Below are 17,510 nucleotides of genomic sequence, written 5' to 3'. Positions count from 1 at the left end.
ATAAACTTGAGTAATTACGTGAATATTGTTTGAAATTCCATCGAACCGATTCTGGTTTACTGAAAACAACAAGTTAACCTGCTAAACTTCAGACATCCAAGTATTTGAATTATTGTGACAACAGCTTGTACTACTTGGATCGTAGGTTCGAGTTTGTGATTAAGTCGCAGGTAAGTAAGGAATACGAGGTCAATAGACCCTAATAGTATTCCGTAGAGAGGGATAATGACTAAAGGTATAGATAAATACAGTATCGACAGTACGGATTACACTGTCGGTCAAGATAACGTCCAAAAATGGGGTTTTGATGTTCATAACCCAGTATTTGGTATCAGTGCGGGACTTATCGCTTTGTTCCTGATCGGTGTTCTTATTACAGATACCGCTTCAGCAAAGGCTGCACTAGATGGCGTTAAAGGCCAGATTATCAATTCGTTTGATTGGCTTTTCATCTGGTCGGGTAATATTTTCGTAATTTTCTGCTTGGGCTTGATTGTTTCTCCATACGGCAAAATCCGCCTTGGTGGTGTTGATGCGACGGCAGATTACTCATTCATCTCTTGGCTATCGATGCTGTTTGCCGCAGGTATGGGTATCGGCTTGATGTTCTGGAGTGTGGCTGAGCCTGCTGCTTACTTCACGGGTTGGTTTGAAACTCCGTTAGGTGTTGAACCAAACACACCAGAAGCTGCAAAACTGGCATTGGGTGCAACCATGTATCACTGGGGTCTACACCCTTGGGCTATTTATGGCGTAGTAGCACTGTCACTTGCGTTTTTCTCTTACAACAAGGGATTGCCTCTTTCTATCCGTTCTATCTTTTACCCAATTTTAGGTGATAGAGCTTGGGGCTGGGCTGGTCACATTGTTGATATTCTTGCTGTACTTGCAACGCTATTTGGTCTGGCGACATCGTTAGGTCTTGGTGCACAACAAGCGGCAAGTGGTATTCAGCATGTATTCGGCATTGAAGCGGGCCTAGGTCTGCAAGTTATTGTGATTACAGCGGTGACTTTATTGGCGGTAGTATCAGTACTTCGTGGTATTGATGGTGGCGTTAAAGTTATCAGTAACATCAACATGTTGGTTGCTTTCCTACTGCTTATCTTAGTGGCTCTAATCGGCTACGCGGTGACTTTAGGTTCTATCCCAACAACATTGATGGCATACATTGAAAACATCATTCCGCTAAGTAACCCTCACGGTCGTGAAGATGAAACGTGGATGCACGGTTGGACTGTATTCTACTGGGCTTGGTGGATCTCATGGTCTCCATTCGTAGGTATGTTTATCGCACGTGTTTCTAAAGGTCGTACCGTTCGTGAGTTCATCACAGCAGTACTGATTGTACCGACTACAGTGACTATCATTTGGATGTCAGTATTCGGTGGCATGGCGATTGACCAAATCGTGAATAACGTTGGTATTCTTGGTCAAGACGGCCTAACAGATGTATCACTAGCAATGTTCCAAATGTTTGATGCACTGCCGTTCGGTACTCTGCTTTCAATCATTGCGGTTGTATTGGTTCTAGTATTCTTCATTACATCGTCTGACTCAGGCTCTCTAGTAATCGACAGCATCACCGCGGGTGGTAAAGTTGATACGCCTGTGCCTCAACGTGTGTTCTGGGCGTTCCTAGAAGGTGCTATTGCTGTTGCTCTATTGTGGGTTGGTGGTACTGAAGCAGTACAAGCTCTACAAGCGGGTGCAATCTCGACGGCATTACCATTCACCATCATTCTATTACTGATGTGTGTGAGCTTGCTAATGGGTATGCGTACAGAAAAACGCTAGGCTTTTAAGCTGAAATCTACTGCAATTTATACGCAGTAGAGCGGTAAATAATATGAAGGCAGAAGAGGACACTCTTCTGCCTTTTTTGTTTCTTTTTCACCATGTTTTCTGACCATCTTTATCGTGTGAGGTGCGATAAAAATTCTAATAACCGTAGAGATAATGCCGCCTTAAATTTGGCGACAAGCCAAGGAATTGACATTAGGTAAGCTTATGGTTTGATTAAAATTATATTCCGATATTAAATTGTGAAATCGCTCGAATTTAATACTGATATTGGGTAGTATGCGCGGGATTTCCCACCACTCGTGAAACTTTGACATGAAACTAACACTAAAGCAGAAGTTGATAGGTGCTAGCCTATCTGCTGTTGTCGTTATGGCTACAGCGTTGACTTGGTTATCAGCAAACCAATTATTTGAACAGACTCGTAATGGCGTATACCTACGAGCTGAAAGCGTATCTGAAGCAGCATCTGAAGGTATTAAAAACTGGATTGATATCCGCACGGATATCGCATCAGCATTTAATGAGTTTTCACGAGAAGGTGATGTTGTCCCTTTCCTGAGACAAGCTCGTGTAGCGGGTGGCTTTGACGATATCTTTTTAGGTACTCCAGAAGGTGGAATGTACCGTTCACATCCTGAACGTAATCGTGCAGATTACGATCCTCGTCAACGTCCTTGGTACCAAGAAGCAAACGCTGCAGGTAAGCAAATCATTACTACGGCTTACCAAGATGCAATCACTAAAGCACTGCTAGTAACGATCGCAGAACCTGTTCGCCACAACGGCCAACTTGTTGGTGTTGTTGGTGCAGACGTACTTATCGACCAATTGGTTAACGATGTAATCAGCCTTGATGTTGGTGACAACGCTTACGCAATGCTAATTGATGCCTCTGACGGCACATTCCTAGCACACCCAGATTCAGCACTAAGCTTGAAGCCAGTAAGCCAGCTTTCAAACGATATCTCTATGCCTATCATCGAAAACGCAGTGCGTACGGGTAGCATCGAGATCATCAAAGAGCGCGGCGCAGACAAGCTGCTTTACTTCACGAAGGTGCCTAACACTAACTGGATCTTCGCGGTTCAGATGGACAAAGCAACAGAAGAAGCGAACCACTCAACGCTACTTACTCAGCTGATCATCACTGCTGTCATTATTACGCTAATCGTAATCGTACTTGTGTCTTGGTTAGTAAGCTTCCTATTCCGCGACCTAAACCGCGTTTCAGCAGCACTTGAAGAAATTGCTTCAGGTGAGGGCGACCTTACTCAACGTCTTGAGCCTAAGAGCGACGACGAAATTGGTCAGCTTGCTGCAAACTTCAACCGTTTTGTAGGCAACATGCACACCATGGTGATCAAGCTAAGCGAAGTATCTGCTGCGCTGGGCAACCAAGCACGTCAAACGGCTTCTCAAGCTGAAGAACGTAGTGCTCGTATCCAAATGCAACAAGACGAGATCAACATGGTAGCAACAGCCGTTAACGAAATGGCTGCAGCAACACAAGAGATCGCGGGTAACGCAGACCATACTGCACAGAACTCATCTGAAGCGGTTGGCGCGTGTGAGCACGGTACTGGTCAAGTGACACAGACTCAAAGCTCTATCCAAAACCTTGCTCAAGAAGTTCAAATCGCAACCAACGTGATTCTAGAACTTGAAGAGCACGGCAACAGCATCAACGCTATCTTGTCTAACATTCAAGGTATTGCAGAACAAACGAACCTACTTGCACTTAACGCCGCTATTGAAGCTGCACGTGCCGGTGAGCAAGGTCGTGGTTTCGCAGTAGTAGCGGATGAAGTTCGAGTTCTGAGCCAACGTACACACGGTTCAACGCAAGAAATTCAACAAACGATTGAGTTGCTGCAAGGTACAACAGGCAAAGCGGTTAACATCATGAACGATAGCCGTACTCTTGCTGAAACCAGTGTTGATGACGCGAACTCAGCGGCTGCAAGCCTAACGCAAATCCATGCTGCTGTTGAACGCATCAGCGACATGGCAACACAGATTGCTTCTGCTGCAGAAGAGCAAGCGTCAGTAACGTCTGAGATTACTCGTAACACTGAAGGAATCCGTGACGTATCTAACGAGCTAGCAGACGAAGCACACCAAGCTGCAGAGCAAGCTGCTCAACTTTCTGAGCTGTCTCACGAGCTAGAAAGCGAAATCAGCCGCTTCAAGCTGTAAGCGCTAACTGATAATTTGAAAGCCGAATGTGAATATCACATTCGGCTTTTTTGTGCGTGCTAATTAGAGTTGTGACCCAAACTAGTTATTCGGGTAACCTGGAAACTTAGCTTTAAGGGCCGCACGAGTCGGGAAGTACTGCTCCATAAATTTCACCATCGCAGGGTCGTTCGCTTGTAGCTCTGTGAACGTTGCTGAACTTAACTCTTGCGCGTTGTAACCCTTATAGTTCAGGTCGTAGTAGGCATACAAAGAATAGGCTAGGTACTCTTGGTCGTATGACTCTGCGTCTAAATCCGCTTCGACAATCGTAGAGTCTTTACCGTTTGGAAAGTAAGAGCCTGAAAGAATCGCTTTCTCATTGAGCACATCTAATTCTTTTTGCATCGTAGCCCATTTCGATGAAGATGATTGTACCGCTAGGTTCATCACACCGTAATCGTGAACAAAGTGAATGATCTCTTCAAACGCAGCGTCTCGTTGAGTCACTAGACCTGGCTTATTCTCGCCTGTTGTCGTGTCTGTGGTTTCAGTCGCGAATAGATCTTGGAAGCGGTAATTTTCTTCTAAGAAGTCACCAACTCTCTTGTCCCAGTTGCCATCTGATAGAAATGCCATCGCAGCTTTGCTGTCGTAAATTGCCTTAGTCACTTCAGCGGGGAAGTTATCAAGGTAGTATTGCATGATGTTTTTAACGTGAGCGACCTTTGCTTCCGAATTGTTTTGAGATTTATCTTCGATCAACAGTGGGATCTTATAGCCATGAGCTTCTACGCAAGTTCGTTGCTTGATGCCGTTTGCAAGCAGGTCACCCGTTGTATTTGAGATTACAGAACAGTCAGTTGCAGGCACTCGTGCGAATGCCTCTGAGGCACTTTGCGCGAAGGATGGAACAAATTGGATACCATTGCTTAGAGTGTTGCCAACACGAACATAGAGGTTCATAGGCCTCATTTGGTCGATATTAAATTTGACGCCTATGCTATCAATAATGAATTGCTTATTGATGGTCACTGTGTCCGATTTTTTCCATCGAATGACGTTGTTTATGTTGTTTTCAACTTCTGCAATCGCAAGCTTTTCAAGGGTGGTCGTTGAGTTAAAGTTTTCGTAGTAAATACTGAAGTTTTCAACGTCGAACGTCTTACCCGCTGAGTCTGTTGCCGTTACAGAGAAGGTAATATCAGCATCATTTTGGGTTTTATAATTGCGCTCAGGAATGCCGTGAACTTGTGCGAAGCTGCCGCTAGATTTTAGATTATTACCATACTGAGTAATATCAATGTTCACGTTTTTGTCTGTACCCGCAGCAATCGATTTCACGCTGAATTTTAGTGAGTAATTGCTTCCTAAACTAACCACTGAGCTAGCGCTTGATGCATCGATTACATTCTTTGACGCGCTCGTGTTATTGCTGTCGCTGCCGCCGCATGCAGTGAGCATCGTAGTCAGAACAAGAGTTGGAATTGTGAGTTTGTATACCATAGGGGACCAAGTTATCTGCAAGCTATAAAGCCTGCATGTTACAAGAAATGGCATTTGTTCTTAGTAAGCTTTTGTAAGCAATGTATTAGCGTGACTTACAAATTAGTAGATTGTTATTTGTTTAGGTTATTGGTTGAGGGTTGTTCGGACTAGAATTACAGGCATAAAAAAGCCCGAGTATGAACTCGGGCTTTGAATGGTTTTCTTTATAGCTTAAAGAGAAGCTATAAAGGGGTTAGATTGCCTGACGAAGTTGGAAATAGCGTCCTTCTTCGTTCAACAGTGTCTCGTGAGAGCCGTTTTCTACAATCTCGCCTTGTTCAATCAGAACGATAGAATCCATCGATTCCAGACCAATCAAACGGTGCGTAATGAAGATAACTGTCTTGCCTTCAAAGTGCTTCTCGAACAGCGCCATGATGCTCTGCTCAGTTTGCTTATCTAAGCCTTCTGTTGGCTCATCAAGAAGCAGGATAGGGGCGTCATGAAGGATTGCACGCGCAATACCAATACGGCGCTTCTCACCACCAGACAGTTGACGACCGCCGTCACCTAACCAGCTATCAAGTGCGTTATTCTCAAGCAGCTTTTCTAGGCCAACGTCTTTAAGGATGTTAGCTAGGTGATCATCATTGGCGTCTGGTTTTGCAATCAACAAGTTGTCACGCAGAGTGCCGTTTAAGATGTCGACACGCTGGCTTACCACACTGATAGATTCACGAAGTTGTGATTCGTTCCATTGTGTCAGCTCAATGCCCGCGATAGAGATGTAACCCTTTTTCGGATCCCAGTAGCGAGTTAGAAGCTGAATCAGTGTCGATTTACCAGAACCCGTTTGACCCACAATCGCAACCTTGTTCGTTGCTGGGATAGTTAGGTCAACAGCGTTCAGAACACTGCGCTCAGAGTCAGGGTAGTTGAACGTCACGTTTGAGAACGTAATATCAAGCGGCTTGTTGATGTCGAGCTTCTCTTCAGCGAACTGAACTTCAGGCTCTGACAGAATAACCTCGTTCAAGCGACGTGCTGAAGACAGAGTTTGACCTAAATGCTGGAACGCACCTGCAATTGGCATCAACAATTCAAAACTTGCCATAGTAGCGAACGCCATTAGCGCGATGAACGGGTCTGGTGCATTACCACCCACACCGTCAGCCGCAAGCCAAAGCATAAGAACAAGCGTCAAACCATTGAAAAGCATTAGCGCTGCTGAAGCCATACCGGTTAGGTTAGCGTTCACAAACTGATTCGCCATCAGCTTGTGTTGTGTTTCTAGAATCGCATTACGGTAACGCTCTTCCGCACCGAACAGAGTCAGTTCGCTGTAGCCTTCAATCCAATCTAGCGTAGTCACACGAAGATCCGCTTTGTTCTGTGTCAGTTCGCCGCCGTTACGCTTGCCCAGTTTGTAGAACAAGATTGGCCAAACCAACAGCATGATCAGAAGGATAGAACCTAAGATCAAACCTAGTGAGCTATCGAACCACATCAAGAACAGAGTCAGGAAGAAGATACCCAACACACCCACTGTCACAGGGCTTACTAAGCGCAAGTAAACGTGGTCCATTGCGTCGACGTCAGCAACTAAGCGGTTAAGTAGGTCAGCGTCACGAAGGTTTGAGATACGACCTGGGATCAGCGGAGCCAGCTTCTTGAAGAAGAAGATACGCAGATCCGTCAGTAGTTTGAATGTCGCATTGTGGCTCACAACACGTTCACCCCAACGACCAGCAGTACGGCTCATTGCCAAACCACGTACACCACCGCCCGGTAGCATGTAGTTGAAGGTTTCACGCGCAATCGTAAGACCAGCAACCGCTGAAGCTGAAATGAACCAACCCGATAGCGTTAACAAGCCGATAGAAGCCGACAAAGTAGCAAAAGCCAATAGCATGCCTAGCGATAGGCCAAACCAATGCTTTTTATAGAGTTTCAGGTAAGGCAGTAAATCACGCATCTAAATTACCCTTATTGTCTTGTTGAGCTAAGTTCGCGTTTAGCATCTCTTCGAATAAACCACCCGCAGTCGAGAGCTGAGAGTAATGACCTTGTTCCACAAGACCACCATCGCGCATAACCAGAATGTTATCGACCGATTGAAGAGGAGCAAGTTGGTGCGTCACAAGCAGGGCAGTGCGACTTTCGATGTTGCTGTTGATGCCTTTCATCACGAGCTGCTCACTGCGAGTATCTAGGCTGGCAGTGGGTTCATCTAACAACCAGAATTGGCCGTCTTGAATCATTGCACGAGCCAAAGCCAAACGCTGAGATTGACCAACAGATAGGCCACCTGAACGGTCAGAAATCATGTAATCCAAGCCATGCTCATTTACGAATTCGTTAGCAAAAGACTGCTCAAGCGCATTCTCGACAACTTGGTCAGTGATATCGTGCTTCCCTAGAGTGACGTTGTCACGAATTGTGCCATGCAGTAGCAACGGGTTTTGACCAACCCAGCTAATGGTTTTACGCCAAGAGGCCAAGTCTAGGTCACGCAGTTCAACGCCATTGATTTTCAAGCTTCCTTCATAAGGCATGAAACCAAGAATAGCGTTGATCAAACTCGTTTTACCCGCACCACTTGGGCCAACTAACGCAGTCGATTGGCGAGTATTCAGTGCAAACGAAATAGGGCCAACTAGTTGAACACCGTCAGGGCTCAATACTTTCAGATCTTGAGCTTCAATATTGATGCCTTGAGCCGGATCGAGTTGAGTGTCGCCTGATTTAACCTTAGTGATGTCGGTTTCTAGGAACTCGACAATACTTTCGGCTGCGCCAACCGCTTGTTGCTTCGCGTGGTAGAAAGTACCTAAGTCACGTAGAGGTTGGTAAAACTCTGGCGCTAAGATAAGGATAAACAAACCAGCGAATAGCGTAATGCCTGCACCGTAGTGGCCAAAGTTCAGCTCTCCAATGTAGGTGAAACCAAAGTAAACTGCCGTCATCGCAATAGAGATCGACGTGAAGAACTCAAGCACAGCAGAAGACAAGAAAGCGATTTTCAACACATCCATGGTGCGCGTTCTGAACACTTCAGATGCACCTTTCAATACTTCTGTTTCAGCGTTGGTACGATCAAATAGACGGATGGTTGTCATTGATTGCAAACGGTCGTAAAAGTGACCTGAAAGACGCTGAAGCGCTTTGAAGTTTTTACGGTTTGCATCGGCTGCTTTCATACCAACCAATGCCATGAACATCGGCACCAGTGGCGCAGTAATCAAGAAGATCAGACCCGCTGCCCAGTTTACAGGGAATACTACGACCAAAATAATGAACGGAATCATTACCGACAGAGACATCTGAGGCAGGTAACGAGAGAAGAAATCTTGCATGTCTTCTACTTGTTCTAACAATAGCGTTGCCCACGTACCGGCAGGTTTACCTTTAATGTAAGCAGGACCTAACTCGCGTAACTTATCAAGGATGAGTTGCCTGATGTAGACACGGATTTGTTCACCACAGCGATAACCTGCGATTTCACGTCCCCATGTACAGCCAGCACGGCCAACGACCGATAATGCCAAGCCTGCGAAATGACCAACCAGTTCAGATTTATCGACATTCTCGATGATAAGCTGGTGAAGAATAGAGGCGAGAAGAGCTGCTTGAGCAATTAAAAACACGCTTGAAAGTACGCCAAGGCTAATCGCAATCATAAGCCAGCGCTTCGCTAACTTACTCTGTTGCTTAAGCCACTTGTTCAAGCTGCGTTGTTTTTTCTTATCCATTATGAAGGCTTAATGATAATTATTATTTGTTGAGGGCGGCTAGTATACAAAAGAAAGCCCAGTGGATATACCACTGGGCTCTAGGGATTTACAACAAAATGTGATGACGCCCTGCATCTACTGAGGCGAGAGCACCGATAATCAAATCTGCAATCTCAGATTTACTTATCGTTAAGGCCATCTAGGAAGCGTTCAGCATCCAGTGCAGCCATACAACCTGTACCAGCAGAAGTGATAGCTTGGCGGTAGTTGTGGTCCATTACATCACCCGCAGCGAATACGCCAGGGATGCTTGTCTGCGTCGCGTTACCTTCAAGGCCAGACTGAACGATGATGTAGTCATCTTTCATGTCCACTTGGCCTTTGAAGATTTCAGTGTTCGGCTGGTGACCGATAGCAATGAACGCGCCCATTACTTCGATGTCTTCTGTTTTATCAGACTGAGTATCTTTAATACGAACGCCCGTTACGCCCATGTCGTCACCTAAAACTTCGTCTAGCGTGCGATCAGTGTGAAGAACAATGTTGCCGTTCTCTACTTTGTCCATTAAACGCTTAACTAGAATCTTTTCAGCGCGGAACGTGTCACGGCGGTGAACTAGGTGAACTTCAGACGCGATGTTAGATAGGTAAAGTGCTTCTTCAACAGCCGTGTTACCGCCACCAACAACTGCAACTTTCTGGTTGCGGTAGAAGAAACCATCACACGTTGCACAAGCAGAAACGCCGCGGCCTTTGAATGCTTCTTCAGAATCTAAACCTAAGTACTTAGCTGATGCACCCGTTGAGATGATCAACGCATCACAAGTGTACTCGCCAGAATCGCCTTTAAGACGGAAAGGGCGGTTTGAAAGGTCGACTTCGTTAATGTGGTCGAACAGGATCTCTGTTTCAAAGCGCTCTGCATGCTCTTTCATGCGTTCCATCAGTGCAGGACCCGTTAAACCTTCAGCATCACCCGGCCAGTTTTCCACTTCAGTTGTGGTTGTAAGCTGACCACCTTGCTGCATACCAGTAACCAGAACTGGGTTTAGGTTTGCACGAGCAGCGTAAACTGCAGCTGTATAGCCAGCAGGGCCAGAACCAAGAATCAATAAATTACAGTGCTTTACGTCGCTCATGAGGACTCCGAAATTGAATTTGTTTTAATTTATAATTGCTTAGGATTGTATGGAAAATATGGAGGCAATAAAAGTGTAAACAAGGGCTGAAGTGTAATTAATCGTTATAGTTTAGAACTTAATCGAGACAAACGTTTTCGTGGCTGGAAGATCAGCGAAACCACCGTCTTCTTTATGGGTTACTGCTGCCGCCTTTTCGATTTCGAACCGCCATATCAAAATACGCCAAAATAACTGTATATAAAAACAGTATCTAGTTGTAAGATTGCATGCATGTTTGATAGGCAACGTTAGAAAGATGAGGAACGAGCGATGAACTTACTCCCAACAGGCACACAGCTAGGTAAATTGGAACTACTGGAAGTGTATCAAGACATCTTAGGGCCGAAGTGCTTCACGGTTAAGAATGAAAATACCCAAAGGTTCATGGTGTATTGGAGTGGGGACTATGACAACGGGCAGTGCATCAAGTGGGCTTACATTCCGGTAACCAAACCATTGCTGGCCAGCTTGTTAAATAAAGATGTGAGTTTTCACGATGCGTTCCACCGTTCAGACAAGCTTTATTTAGCGACTATCTACACAAACGAAGTAGGGAAGCCAGCGAAAGTCGATTTACTGAATGATACGAGCAAGCACTTAGTAAACCTGCCGCCCATTGATTTTGAAATCGATCTTGAAGAAGCCTGTGTGTTTTAGCGGGTGCAGGCGAGTTGCGGGTTCTGAAGCTCACAATTGGATAGAAGCTTGTTACAAGCTAGAAGAAATTTTTACTCTTCGGATAACTTCGGTGGGGGCTCTGAATAAGTAAATTGTCTCAGTCAATCCTAGTTAGGTGACTCCCCATGCTTTAAATAAGAAATAAACCTTTAAAATCAACTGCTTATTTATAATCTAAAAGTTGCAGAGAGATAGGGGTTGATCTGCCCCAGCTACACTGGACACACGGTTAAGCGACATTCTGTTTTTCAAAGTTGATTGGACTTAGATACTCAAGAACACTGTGCCTTCTTGTTTGGTTATAACCAACTTCATATATTCAAATACGGTTTGACGCACCTTTTCTCGGGTTAATATTGGATAGCTTCTACTTTCAATGAATGGAAGAAGCTTTCAATACAAGCGTTATCCCAGCAATTACCTTTTCGACTCATACTTTGTCTTAGTCCATTGTTTGCCGGTGTTCTAGCTTGTTATAAACTCTATCATCAAGCAGTATAGCTTTTAGCTTCGAGCACATCTCGTCTGTGAGGATTAATCGGGGCACGGCAATGTCGTTTGGTATGTTTTTGGCGAAATAAATTATACGAGATTGCCATCAATGACCCAAATTCAAACAAAGATCAACATCCCCTAGTCAACTTGAGTTTTTAACTTCATCTCGAACTGAGGCTTTTAAAGCTGCATGTATTCAAAGAATTGCCCGGTTTATTGAACGCTATGGGTAATTATTCCTGTCTGAACTATTGGTTAGAAGCTTTTTAATGCTAAGTTTTACTCTACCTATGCCATAGCCCAAATAAATGAAAACTGCTCGTTGGCTGACGAGCAGTTTTTTATATAAGACAAGCTATAGAGTTTAATAACTAAGCGTTAGGTGTTCGATAGTGGCGTTAATATTTGCAATCTAGCTTCGTTACAGGCTGTTTCTAGTTTATGGGGTAAAGCGTCATCAGAAATCAGATAATGGAAATCGAGTAAATCCCCAATCTTGTACGTTGCCGTTTGATTTATGGTCTTTTTTTCTACGATGAGATACTTCTTCATGCTTCGCTCCATAACCAAATTGGCGATATTCGAAACCAATCTGTCTGAAGCGGTTACACCAAACTTATCGTGCACGCCAGCTGACGAAATAAACACCTTTTGAAAGATCATTGAGGTTAATACGTCATTAGATGTTGAAATGAAAATATCATGCAACGCATTGTAATCGCCACCTTGTAAGGTTGCTTTGCAGTTAGGCTTATTCTTCAGAGCAAGAAAAACATTCATTGACGCCGTAACGCCGGTGAACTTAACGTGATCGGGAATTGAACCTATAATATCTGCATTAAGCACACCGTTATCAAAATAAACAACATCATTCATCTCAATAAAATCTGAGACGACAGTTGATATGTAGTTGTTAACCTTTGCTGGTGGATAAACGTTAACTGAGTTAACTCTATCTTTTGAAGGCATGTTACTTGACGTAATCGAAAAAGTTGAAGGTGATCGATCTTCATTGATCGGCTCTTGATCTTCCCATGTGTCGTCATGGACGATCGGATTACCACGGCGGATGTATCCACCGTAGTATTCTAGAGGAAATGAATGCGCAGCATTGGAGCTTAAATCCCGACGAACGGTCATTTCTGACACCTCTAAAAGGCGAGCGACTTCTTTTAAGTGAATTTTATCGCTGTGTTTTAGGCATGCTTCAATTCGTCGAAGTCTTTCTAACTGCTTCGTAACCATGTTTCTCCATTTCCGACCTTTTACAGCCGAATGTTTCTTGCTATTAGTAACCATCATTCGTTGGAGTTGTGCCAGAGGTTATACCAACACTTGCACTGGCACCGATTCGGGATGCCCCGGCATCAATCATTGCTTGTGCTGTTTCTCTTGTGCGAACGCCACCAGATGCTTTCACTCCCATTTGTTGGCCAACAGTATCACGCATTAATCTAATATGCTCAACTGTTGCACCTCCTGTCGAAAAACCTGTTGAGGTTTTCACAAAATTGGCGCCCGCACGTTTGCTAATGTTACATAACTGAACAATTTGCTCATTAGTGAGCAAGCAAGTTTCGAAGATCACTTTGAGCAATATTGACCCACAGGCCTCCTTAATTGCTCTTATCTCTTTTTCAACGCTATCCCAGCTCCCATCAAGCACATCACTAATGTTCACTACCATATCAATCTCATTAGCTCCTAGCGCAATAGCATTTTGAGTTTCGAATACTTTGGTTGCCATTGTGTTTGCGCCAAGTGGAAAGCCAATTACTGTGCAAATTTTCACATTTGATGTTATTAACCGTTCAGCACAATGCTCGACAAACCTAGGGCTTATACACACAGAGAAAAACTGATGTTCATGTGCTTCATCACATAACTTATTGATTTGATACGTGGTTGCGTTAGCTAGTAGAAGAGTGTGGTCAATGTAGTGATTCATGTTATTACCTTATGTTTAATCCTAAGATGGATATTATGTTACTTTTCTAACATTTTAAAGGTGTAATGTTTCCATGTTAACTTGAGTTTGTGATCAACTACTTGATTTCTCACTTTGCAGCCGATAATAACATCATTTGAGTGACAAAGATCTCGGAAAAGAGATGTTAAAATAGATTAATGTTAGTTTCATAACATTGATGAGGAATAAAAAATGAAAACAATTGCTGTTATCGGCTCAAATATGGTCGATCTCATTTCATACACGGAACGTATGCCAAAAGAGGGGGAAACACTAGAAGCCCCATCATTCAAAATGGGTTGTGGTGGGAAAGGAGCGAACCAAGCTGTTGCTGCGGCAAAGATGGGAGCTGATGTCGTAATGGTTAGTAAGGTAGGTGATGATATGTTCGCCGACAATACGATCAGAAATTTCCAGTCTTATGGAATTAACACCCAATACGTCAGTAAAGTGCCACAGACTTCAAGCGGAGTTGCTCCAATATTTGTTAATCCAACATCTCAGAACTCAATCTTGATCATTAAAGGAGCAAATGAGTTTCTGAAACCTGCTGATATTGATAAAGCGGAGAGTACGCTTGTTGAATGTAGTTTGATTGTTCTGCAACTCGAAGTACCACTTGAAACGGTTTACGCTGCCATTGAATTTGGCAATAAACACAATATCCCCGTGCTTCTTAACCCTGCGCCAGCTGTACCTGAACTTGATATTGAATATGCATGCCGATGTGATTTTTTTGTTCCGAATGAAACAGAGTTAGAAATTCTAGTGAACAAGCCTGTTGAGACGGTCGAGCAAATAAAAGAAGCCGCGAAGATCCTTCTTAATAAAGGCCTAAACAACATCATTGTGACTATGGGTTCAAAAGGCGCATTGTGGTTAAGTAAAGACGGTAAAGAAGTATTTATTGAGCCAACAAAAGTGAATGCTGTGGATACGAGTGGAGCCGGAGATGCATTTATAGGTTGTTTCTCGCACTACTTTATGCAAACCCGAGACGTGAAAGAGTCACTAGAAAAAGCCTCGCTATTTGCTGCATTCAGTGTCACCGAAAAAGGAACCCAATTCTCTTACCCTAGTATCGAACAATTTGAAGAGTTCGAAGCTAAAAATAAAAAATAATATAATGGACTGAAATAACAATTAATCTGGCTCATTATATTTAATGAGCCAAAAATAACTTGTTCTAAAAGGAACCCTACAATGATAAAAAATAATACAATCCAAGGCTCTGATGGATATTTAGATAAAACACCCGTATTCCAATTTATATTATTATCCTGTCTATTCCCTTTATGGGGGTGTGCTGCGGCGCTTAATGATATTCTAATTACTCAGTTTAAGTCCGTTTTTGAATTATCTAACTTTGCCAGTGCTCTTGTGCAGAGTGCATTTTATGGTGGATATTTCTTAATAGCGATTCCTGCTTCTATCGTGATCAAAAAATCATCATATAAAGTAGCGATTATGATTGGTTTATCACTTTATATATTTGGGTGCGCGGCTTTCTTCCCAGCTTCTCACATGGCTACTTATACAATGTTCTTGGCTGCGATTTTTGCTATTGCAGTAGGCTTGTCATTCTTAGAAACCGCAGCGAACACTTATTCTTCAATGCTTGGGCCTAAGTCACACGCAACACTGCGTCTAAATATCAGCCAAACTTTTTATCCTGTAGGGGCGATTGCCGGTATCCTTCTTGGTAAGTACCTGATTTTCCAAGAAGGTGCTAGTCTAGAGTCACAAATGGCCGCAATGTCTCCTGATCAAATTCATGCGTTTCGTTTAGAAATGCTAGAGCACACCCTAAAACCTTATAAGTACATTATTTTTATTCTTATTGGTGTTCTCACTTTGTTTGCTTTTACGCAATACCCTAAATGTAAAGTGGCTCAACAAAGCGGTAAAAAGGCACCTTCTATTGGTGAAACTCTGAAGTACCTATCGACTAACTCTCGATTCAAAAAAGGTATCGTTGCACAGTTTTTATATGTTGGTATGCAAGTTGCCGTATGGTCATTCACAATACGCTTAGCGTTAGAAATGGCCGATATTAACGAACGTGCAGCATCGAACTATATGGTGTACTCCTTCGTTTGTTTCTTTATCGGTAAGTTTATTGCCAATATCTTGATGACTAAATTCTCGGCTGAGAAAGTGTTAATTGCTTATTCGGTTATTGGGATGGCGTTCTTAGCTTACGTATCTTTAGTTCATGATTTCAGCGCGGTATACGTTGCGGTAGGTGTGAGTGTTCTCTTTGGTCCTTGTTGGGCGACTATTTATGCTGGCACATTGGATACAGTTGATAATAAATACACAGAAACGGCGGGTGCGGTCATTGTTATGGCTATTGTGGGTGCCGCAGTTGTACCTGCAATTCAAGGCTTAGTCGCTGACGTTGTTGGCATGCAATTATCTTTCTTAGTGAACTTTGTCTGCTTTGGTTATGTTGGTTATTACTTTGTTGGTGAAATGAAAAACAAAAACCAACAGCAACCTGAATTAACAGAACAAGCTAATTAATATAATAAAGCCACTGTTATAGTGGCTTTTCTCTTTTGGAGATCTAAAATGTATACTCTACCGCTAAAAAGAAACCAGTTTAATAGCCAAGAAAACATTATTATTCAATCTGAAGGGTTTAAAGTCTCTGGTTTTAAATATAATTCAGAAATTGAAGCATTAAAAATAGAAAACTCTCAGGGTTATTTGGTTATTTTACCTTATATGGGGCAAATGATATGGGATGCAAAATTTCTTGGTGAAGATTTATGCATGGAAAATATGTTTTCTGAACCAAAACCAGGCAAGGAAATTGTCGCGACATATGGGTGTTTTGCTTTTCACTCGGGGCTAATTCGTAATGGTTGTCCTAGCCCTGAAGATGATCATCCTCTTCATGGCGAAATGCCGTGTGCGAATATGGATAAGGCTTGGTTAGAGATAGATGAGCAGAAAATTACCATTAAAGGTGAGTATGAATATGTCATGGGGTTTGGTGACCATTACCTGGCGATACCGTCGGTCACGTTGGGTAAAGATGCCTCTTTATTTGATATTAAAATGAAAGTGCAAAACCTCGCATCGGTTCCTATGCCACTCCAGTATATGTGTCATATGAATACAGCTTATTTTGCTGATGCTAAACTGAAGCAAAACATTCCCGATGGCGCCGTAACATTGCGCGAGTCTATTCCTGGTCACGTTAAACCAACACCAAAGTGGCTAGATTTTAATGAATCTTTAAAAGCACAAGAAAAACCAATACAGCAGTTATCAACCCCAGGCATGTATGACCCTGAAATCGTCTACTTTATGGATGACTTGTCTCAGTACACTGAGAATGCTCAATTTGAAATGGAGATCGCCAACGGGAAAACATTAGTTACTAAGTTTGATACATCCATGCTGAATTATGCTACCCGTTGGATTTTGTATAATGGCGACCAAAAGGTAGGAGCTTACGTACTACCAGCAACATGTCGTCCAGAGGGCTACCTTGCAGCTGAAAGAAACAACACATTGATTCACCTACAACCACAAGAAATCAGAGAGTTTTCAGTGACTACGGGGATTGTTCTATAACATGAAACCATGTCAGGTATATTGCAGCTAAAGCAGGGTCAGAAACAGTCGGTTATAAAGGACTGTTTCTGATTTGGGTGTGGTTCTTTTGAATCGACGTGCTAAATATTAGCCATACAGTCTTTGTTTAGCCTCCTGAAGTAACGCCTGTTGTTATGATTGACTTCAAATGCTTCATGTTTTTAGTTGTCAGAAACCATTAAGTAAATTCCTTTCGCAATATTCCACTTCAAGCACTGCACATAAACCAAATCACCGATTCGAATTAGGCGCATGCCATTTGAAGTTGTGCGTCGTCGGCAATTAGCTATTTTATTGATTAGAGAGATGATAGTTGCTTTGGGTTGGAACTTAATAGGGAAAGAAGGCTTGGTGTCGGAAAGTTAAGTGTTTAAA

The 17,510-nt window shown here is 43.1% G+C and carries 12 protein-coding genes and 1 pseudogene; 6 read left to right on the top strand and 7 right to left on the bottom strand.

Going from position 1 to position 17,510, the window contains the following annotated elements:
- Positions 1-225 precede the first annotated feature (225 nt).
- Together HRQ85_RS11795 and HRQ85_RS11790 are read left to right on the top strand one after the other, a co-directional pair.
- Positions 226-1,797, top strand: coding sequence for a BCCT family transporter (locus HRQ85_RS11795; RefSeq protein WP_048607163.1), 1,572 nt, complete (start codon positions 226-228; stop codon positions 1,795-1,797).
- A gap of 321 nt (positions 1,798-2,118) precedes the next feature.
- Positions 2,119-4,002, top strand: a complete 1,884-nt coding sequence (locus HRQ85_RS11790; RefSeq protein WP_048613181.1) for a methyl-accepting chemotaxis protein — start codon at positions 2,119-2,121, stop codon at positions 4,000-4,002.
- 81 nt (positions 4,003-4,083) lie between these two features.
- On the opposite strand, the gene HRQ85_RS11785 is transcribed toward HRQ85_RS11790, so the two are convergent.
- From HRQ85_RS11785 to trxB, 4 genes are all read right to left on the bottom strand, one after another.
- Positions 4,084-5,487, bottom strand: a complete 1,404-nt coding sequence (locus HRQ85_RS11785) for a hypothetical protein (RefSeq protein ID WP_172379691.1) — start codon at positions 5,485-5,487, stop codon at positions 4,084-4,086.
- 235 nt (positions 5,488-5,722) lie between these two features.
- Entirely contained in the window at positions 5,723-7,444 is a 1,722-nt protein-coding gene (gene cydC / locus HRQ85_RS11780; RefSeq protein WP_132981632.1) for a heme ABC transporter ATP-binding protein/permease CydC, read from the bottom strand.
- Complete coding sequence (gene cydD, locus HRQ85_RS11775; RefSeq protein ID WP_172379690.1) at positions 7,437-9,221, bottom strand: heme ABC transporter permease/ATP-binding protein CydD; 1,785 nt, start codon at positions 9,219-9,221, stop codon at positions 7,437-7,439. The genes cydC and cydD overlap by 8 nt, the downstream gene beginning before the upstream one ends.
- Before the next feature lie 161 nt (positions 9,222-9,382).
- Positions 9,383-10,342 (bottom strand): thioredoxin-disulfide reductase, encoded by a 960-nt coding sequence (gene trxB, locus HRQ85_RS11770; RefSeq protein ID WP_086969595.1) that lies wholly within the window; start codon positions 10,340-10,342, stop codon positions 9,383-9,385.
- A gap of 312 nt (positions 10,343-10,654) precedes the next feature.
- On the opposite strand from trxB, the gene HRQ85_RS11765 reads away from it, so the two are divergent.
- Positions 10,655-11,041, top strand: coding sequence for a DUF6575 domain-containing protein (locus tag HRQ85_RS11765; protein ID WP_172379689.1), 387 nt, complete (start codon positions 10,655-10,657; stop codon positions 11,039-11,041).
- A 250-nt stretch (positions 11,042-11,291) separates the two neighbouring features.
- On the opposite strand, the pseudogene HRQ85_RS11760 reads toward HRQ85_RS11765, so the two are convergent.
- The 3 genes and pseudogenes from HRQ85_RS11760 to deoC form a co-directional block, all read right to left on the bottom strand.
- A pseudogene (locus tag HRQ85_RS11760) lies at positions 11,292-11,508 on the bottom strand (IS3 family transposase); the annotation flags it as partial.
- Positions 11,509-11,935: 427 nt separating this feature from the next.
- Complete coding sequence (locus HRQ85_RS11755) at positions 11,936-12,802, bottom strand: DeoR family transcriptional regulator (protein WP_253918855.1); 867 nt, start codon at positions 12,800-12,802, stop codon at positions 11,936-11,938.
- A gap of 43 nt (positions 12,803-12,845) precedes the next feature.
- Entirely contained in the window at positions 12,846-13,505 is a 660-nt protein-coding gene (gene deoC, locus HRQ85_RS11750; RefSeq protein WP_172379687.1) for a deoxyribose-phosphate aldolase, read from the bottom strand.
- 213 nt (positions 13,506-13,718) lie between these two features.
- Between deoC and rbsK the strand changes: the two genes are divergently transcribed.
- From rbsK to HRQ85_RS11735, 3 genes are all read left to right on the top strand, one after another.
- Complete coding sequence (gene rbsK / locus HRQ85_RS11745; protein ID WP_172379686.1) at positions 13,719-14,648, top strand: ribokinase; 930 nt, start codon at positions 13,719-13,721, stop codon at positions 14,646-14,648.
- An 81-nt stretch (positions 14,649-14,729) separates the two neighbouring features.
- A complete protein-coding gene (gene fucP, locus HRQ85_RS11740) occupies positions 14,730-16,052 on the top strand; it encodes an L-fucose:H+ symporter permease (protein WP_172379685.1) in 1,323 nt (440 codons plus the stop codon).
- A 48-nt stretch (positions 16,053-16,100) separates the two neighbouring features.
- The gene (locus tag HRQ85_RS11735; RefSeq protein ID WP_172379684.1) at positions 16,101-17,114 is read left to right on the top strand and encodes an aldose 1-epimerase family protein; all 1,014 of its coding nucleotides are present in this window, start codon (positions 16,101-16,103) and stop codon (positions 17,112-17,114) included.
- Positions 17,115-17,510: the final 396 nt, after the last annotated feature.

Source organism: Vibrio sp. Vb339, assembly GCF_902751245.1.
In the GTDB taxonomy this organism is placed as follows: Bacteria; Pseudomonadota; Gammaproteobacteria; order Enterobacterales; family Vibrionaceae; genus Vibrio; species Vibrio coralliirubri.
Note: the sequence above shows the minus strand (reverse complement) of the source record. Positions and strands in the feature narration are given on the sequence as shown.

Bases quoted from the DNA above. Each gene is read 5' to 3' on its own strand.
- rbsK (WP_172379686.1), top strand. From the start codon at position 13,719: ATGAAAACAATTGCTGTTATCGGCTCAAATATGGTCGATCTCATTTCA.
- cydD (WP_172379690.1), bottom strand. From the start codon at position 9,221: ATGGATAAGAAAAAACAACGCAGCTTGAACAAGTGGCTTAAGCAACAG.
- HRQ85_RS11785 (WP_172379691.1), bottom strand. From the start codon at position 5,487: ATGGTATACAAACTCACAATTCCAACTCTTGTTCTGACTACGATGCTC.
- HRQ85_RS11735 (WP_172379684.1), top strand. From the start codon at position 16,101: ATGTATACTCTACCGCTAAAAAGAAACCAGTTTAATAGCCAAGAAAAC.
- trxB (WP_086969595.1), bottom strand. From the start codon at position 10,342: ATGAGCGACGTAAAGCACTGTAATTTATTGATTCTTGGTTCTGGCCCT.
- HRQ85_RS11790 (WP_048613181.1), top strand. From the start codon at position 2,119: ATGAAACTAACACTAAAGCAGAAGTTGATAGGTGCTAGCCTATCTGCT.
- HRQ85_RS11755 (WP_253918855.1), bottom strand. From the start codon at position 12,802: ATGGTTACGAAGCAGTTAGAAAGACTTCGACGAATTGAAGCATGCCTA.
- HRQ85_RS11765 (WP_172379689.1), top strand. From the start codon at position 10,655: ATGAACTTACTCCCAACAGGCACACAGCTAGGTAAATTGGAACTACTG.
- cydC (WP_132981632.1), bottom strand. From the start codon at position 7,444: ATGCGTGATTTACTGCCTTACCTGAAACTCTATAAAAAGCATTGGTTT.
- HRQ85_RS11795 (WP_048607163.1), top strand. From the start codon at position 226: ATGACTAAAGGTATAGATAAATACAGTATCGACAGTACGGATTACACT.
- fucP (WP_172379685.1), top strand. From the start codon at position 14,730: ATGATAAAAAATAATACAATCCAAGGCTCTGATGGATATTTAGATAAA.
- deoC (WP_172379687.1), bottom strand. From the start codon at position 13,505: ATGAATCACTACATTGACCACACTCTTCTACTAGCTAACGCAACCACG.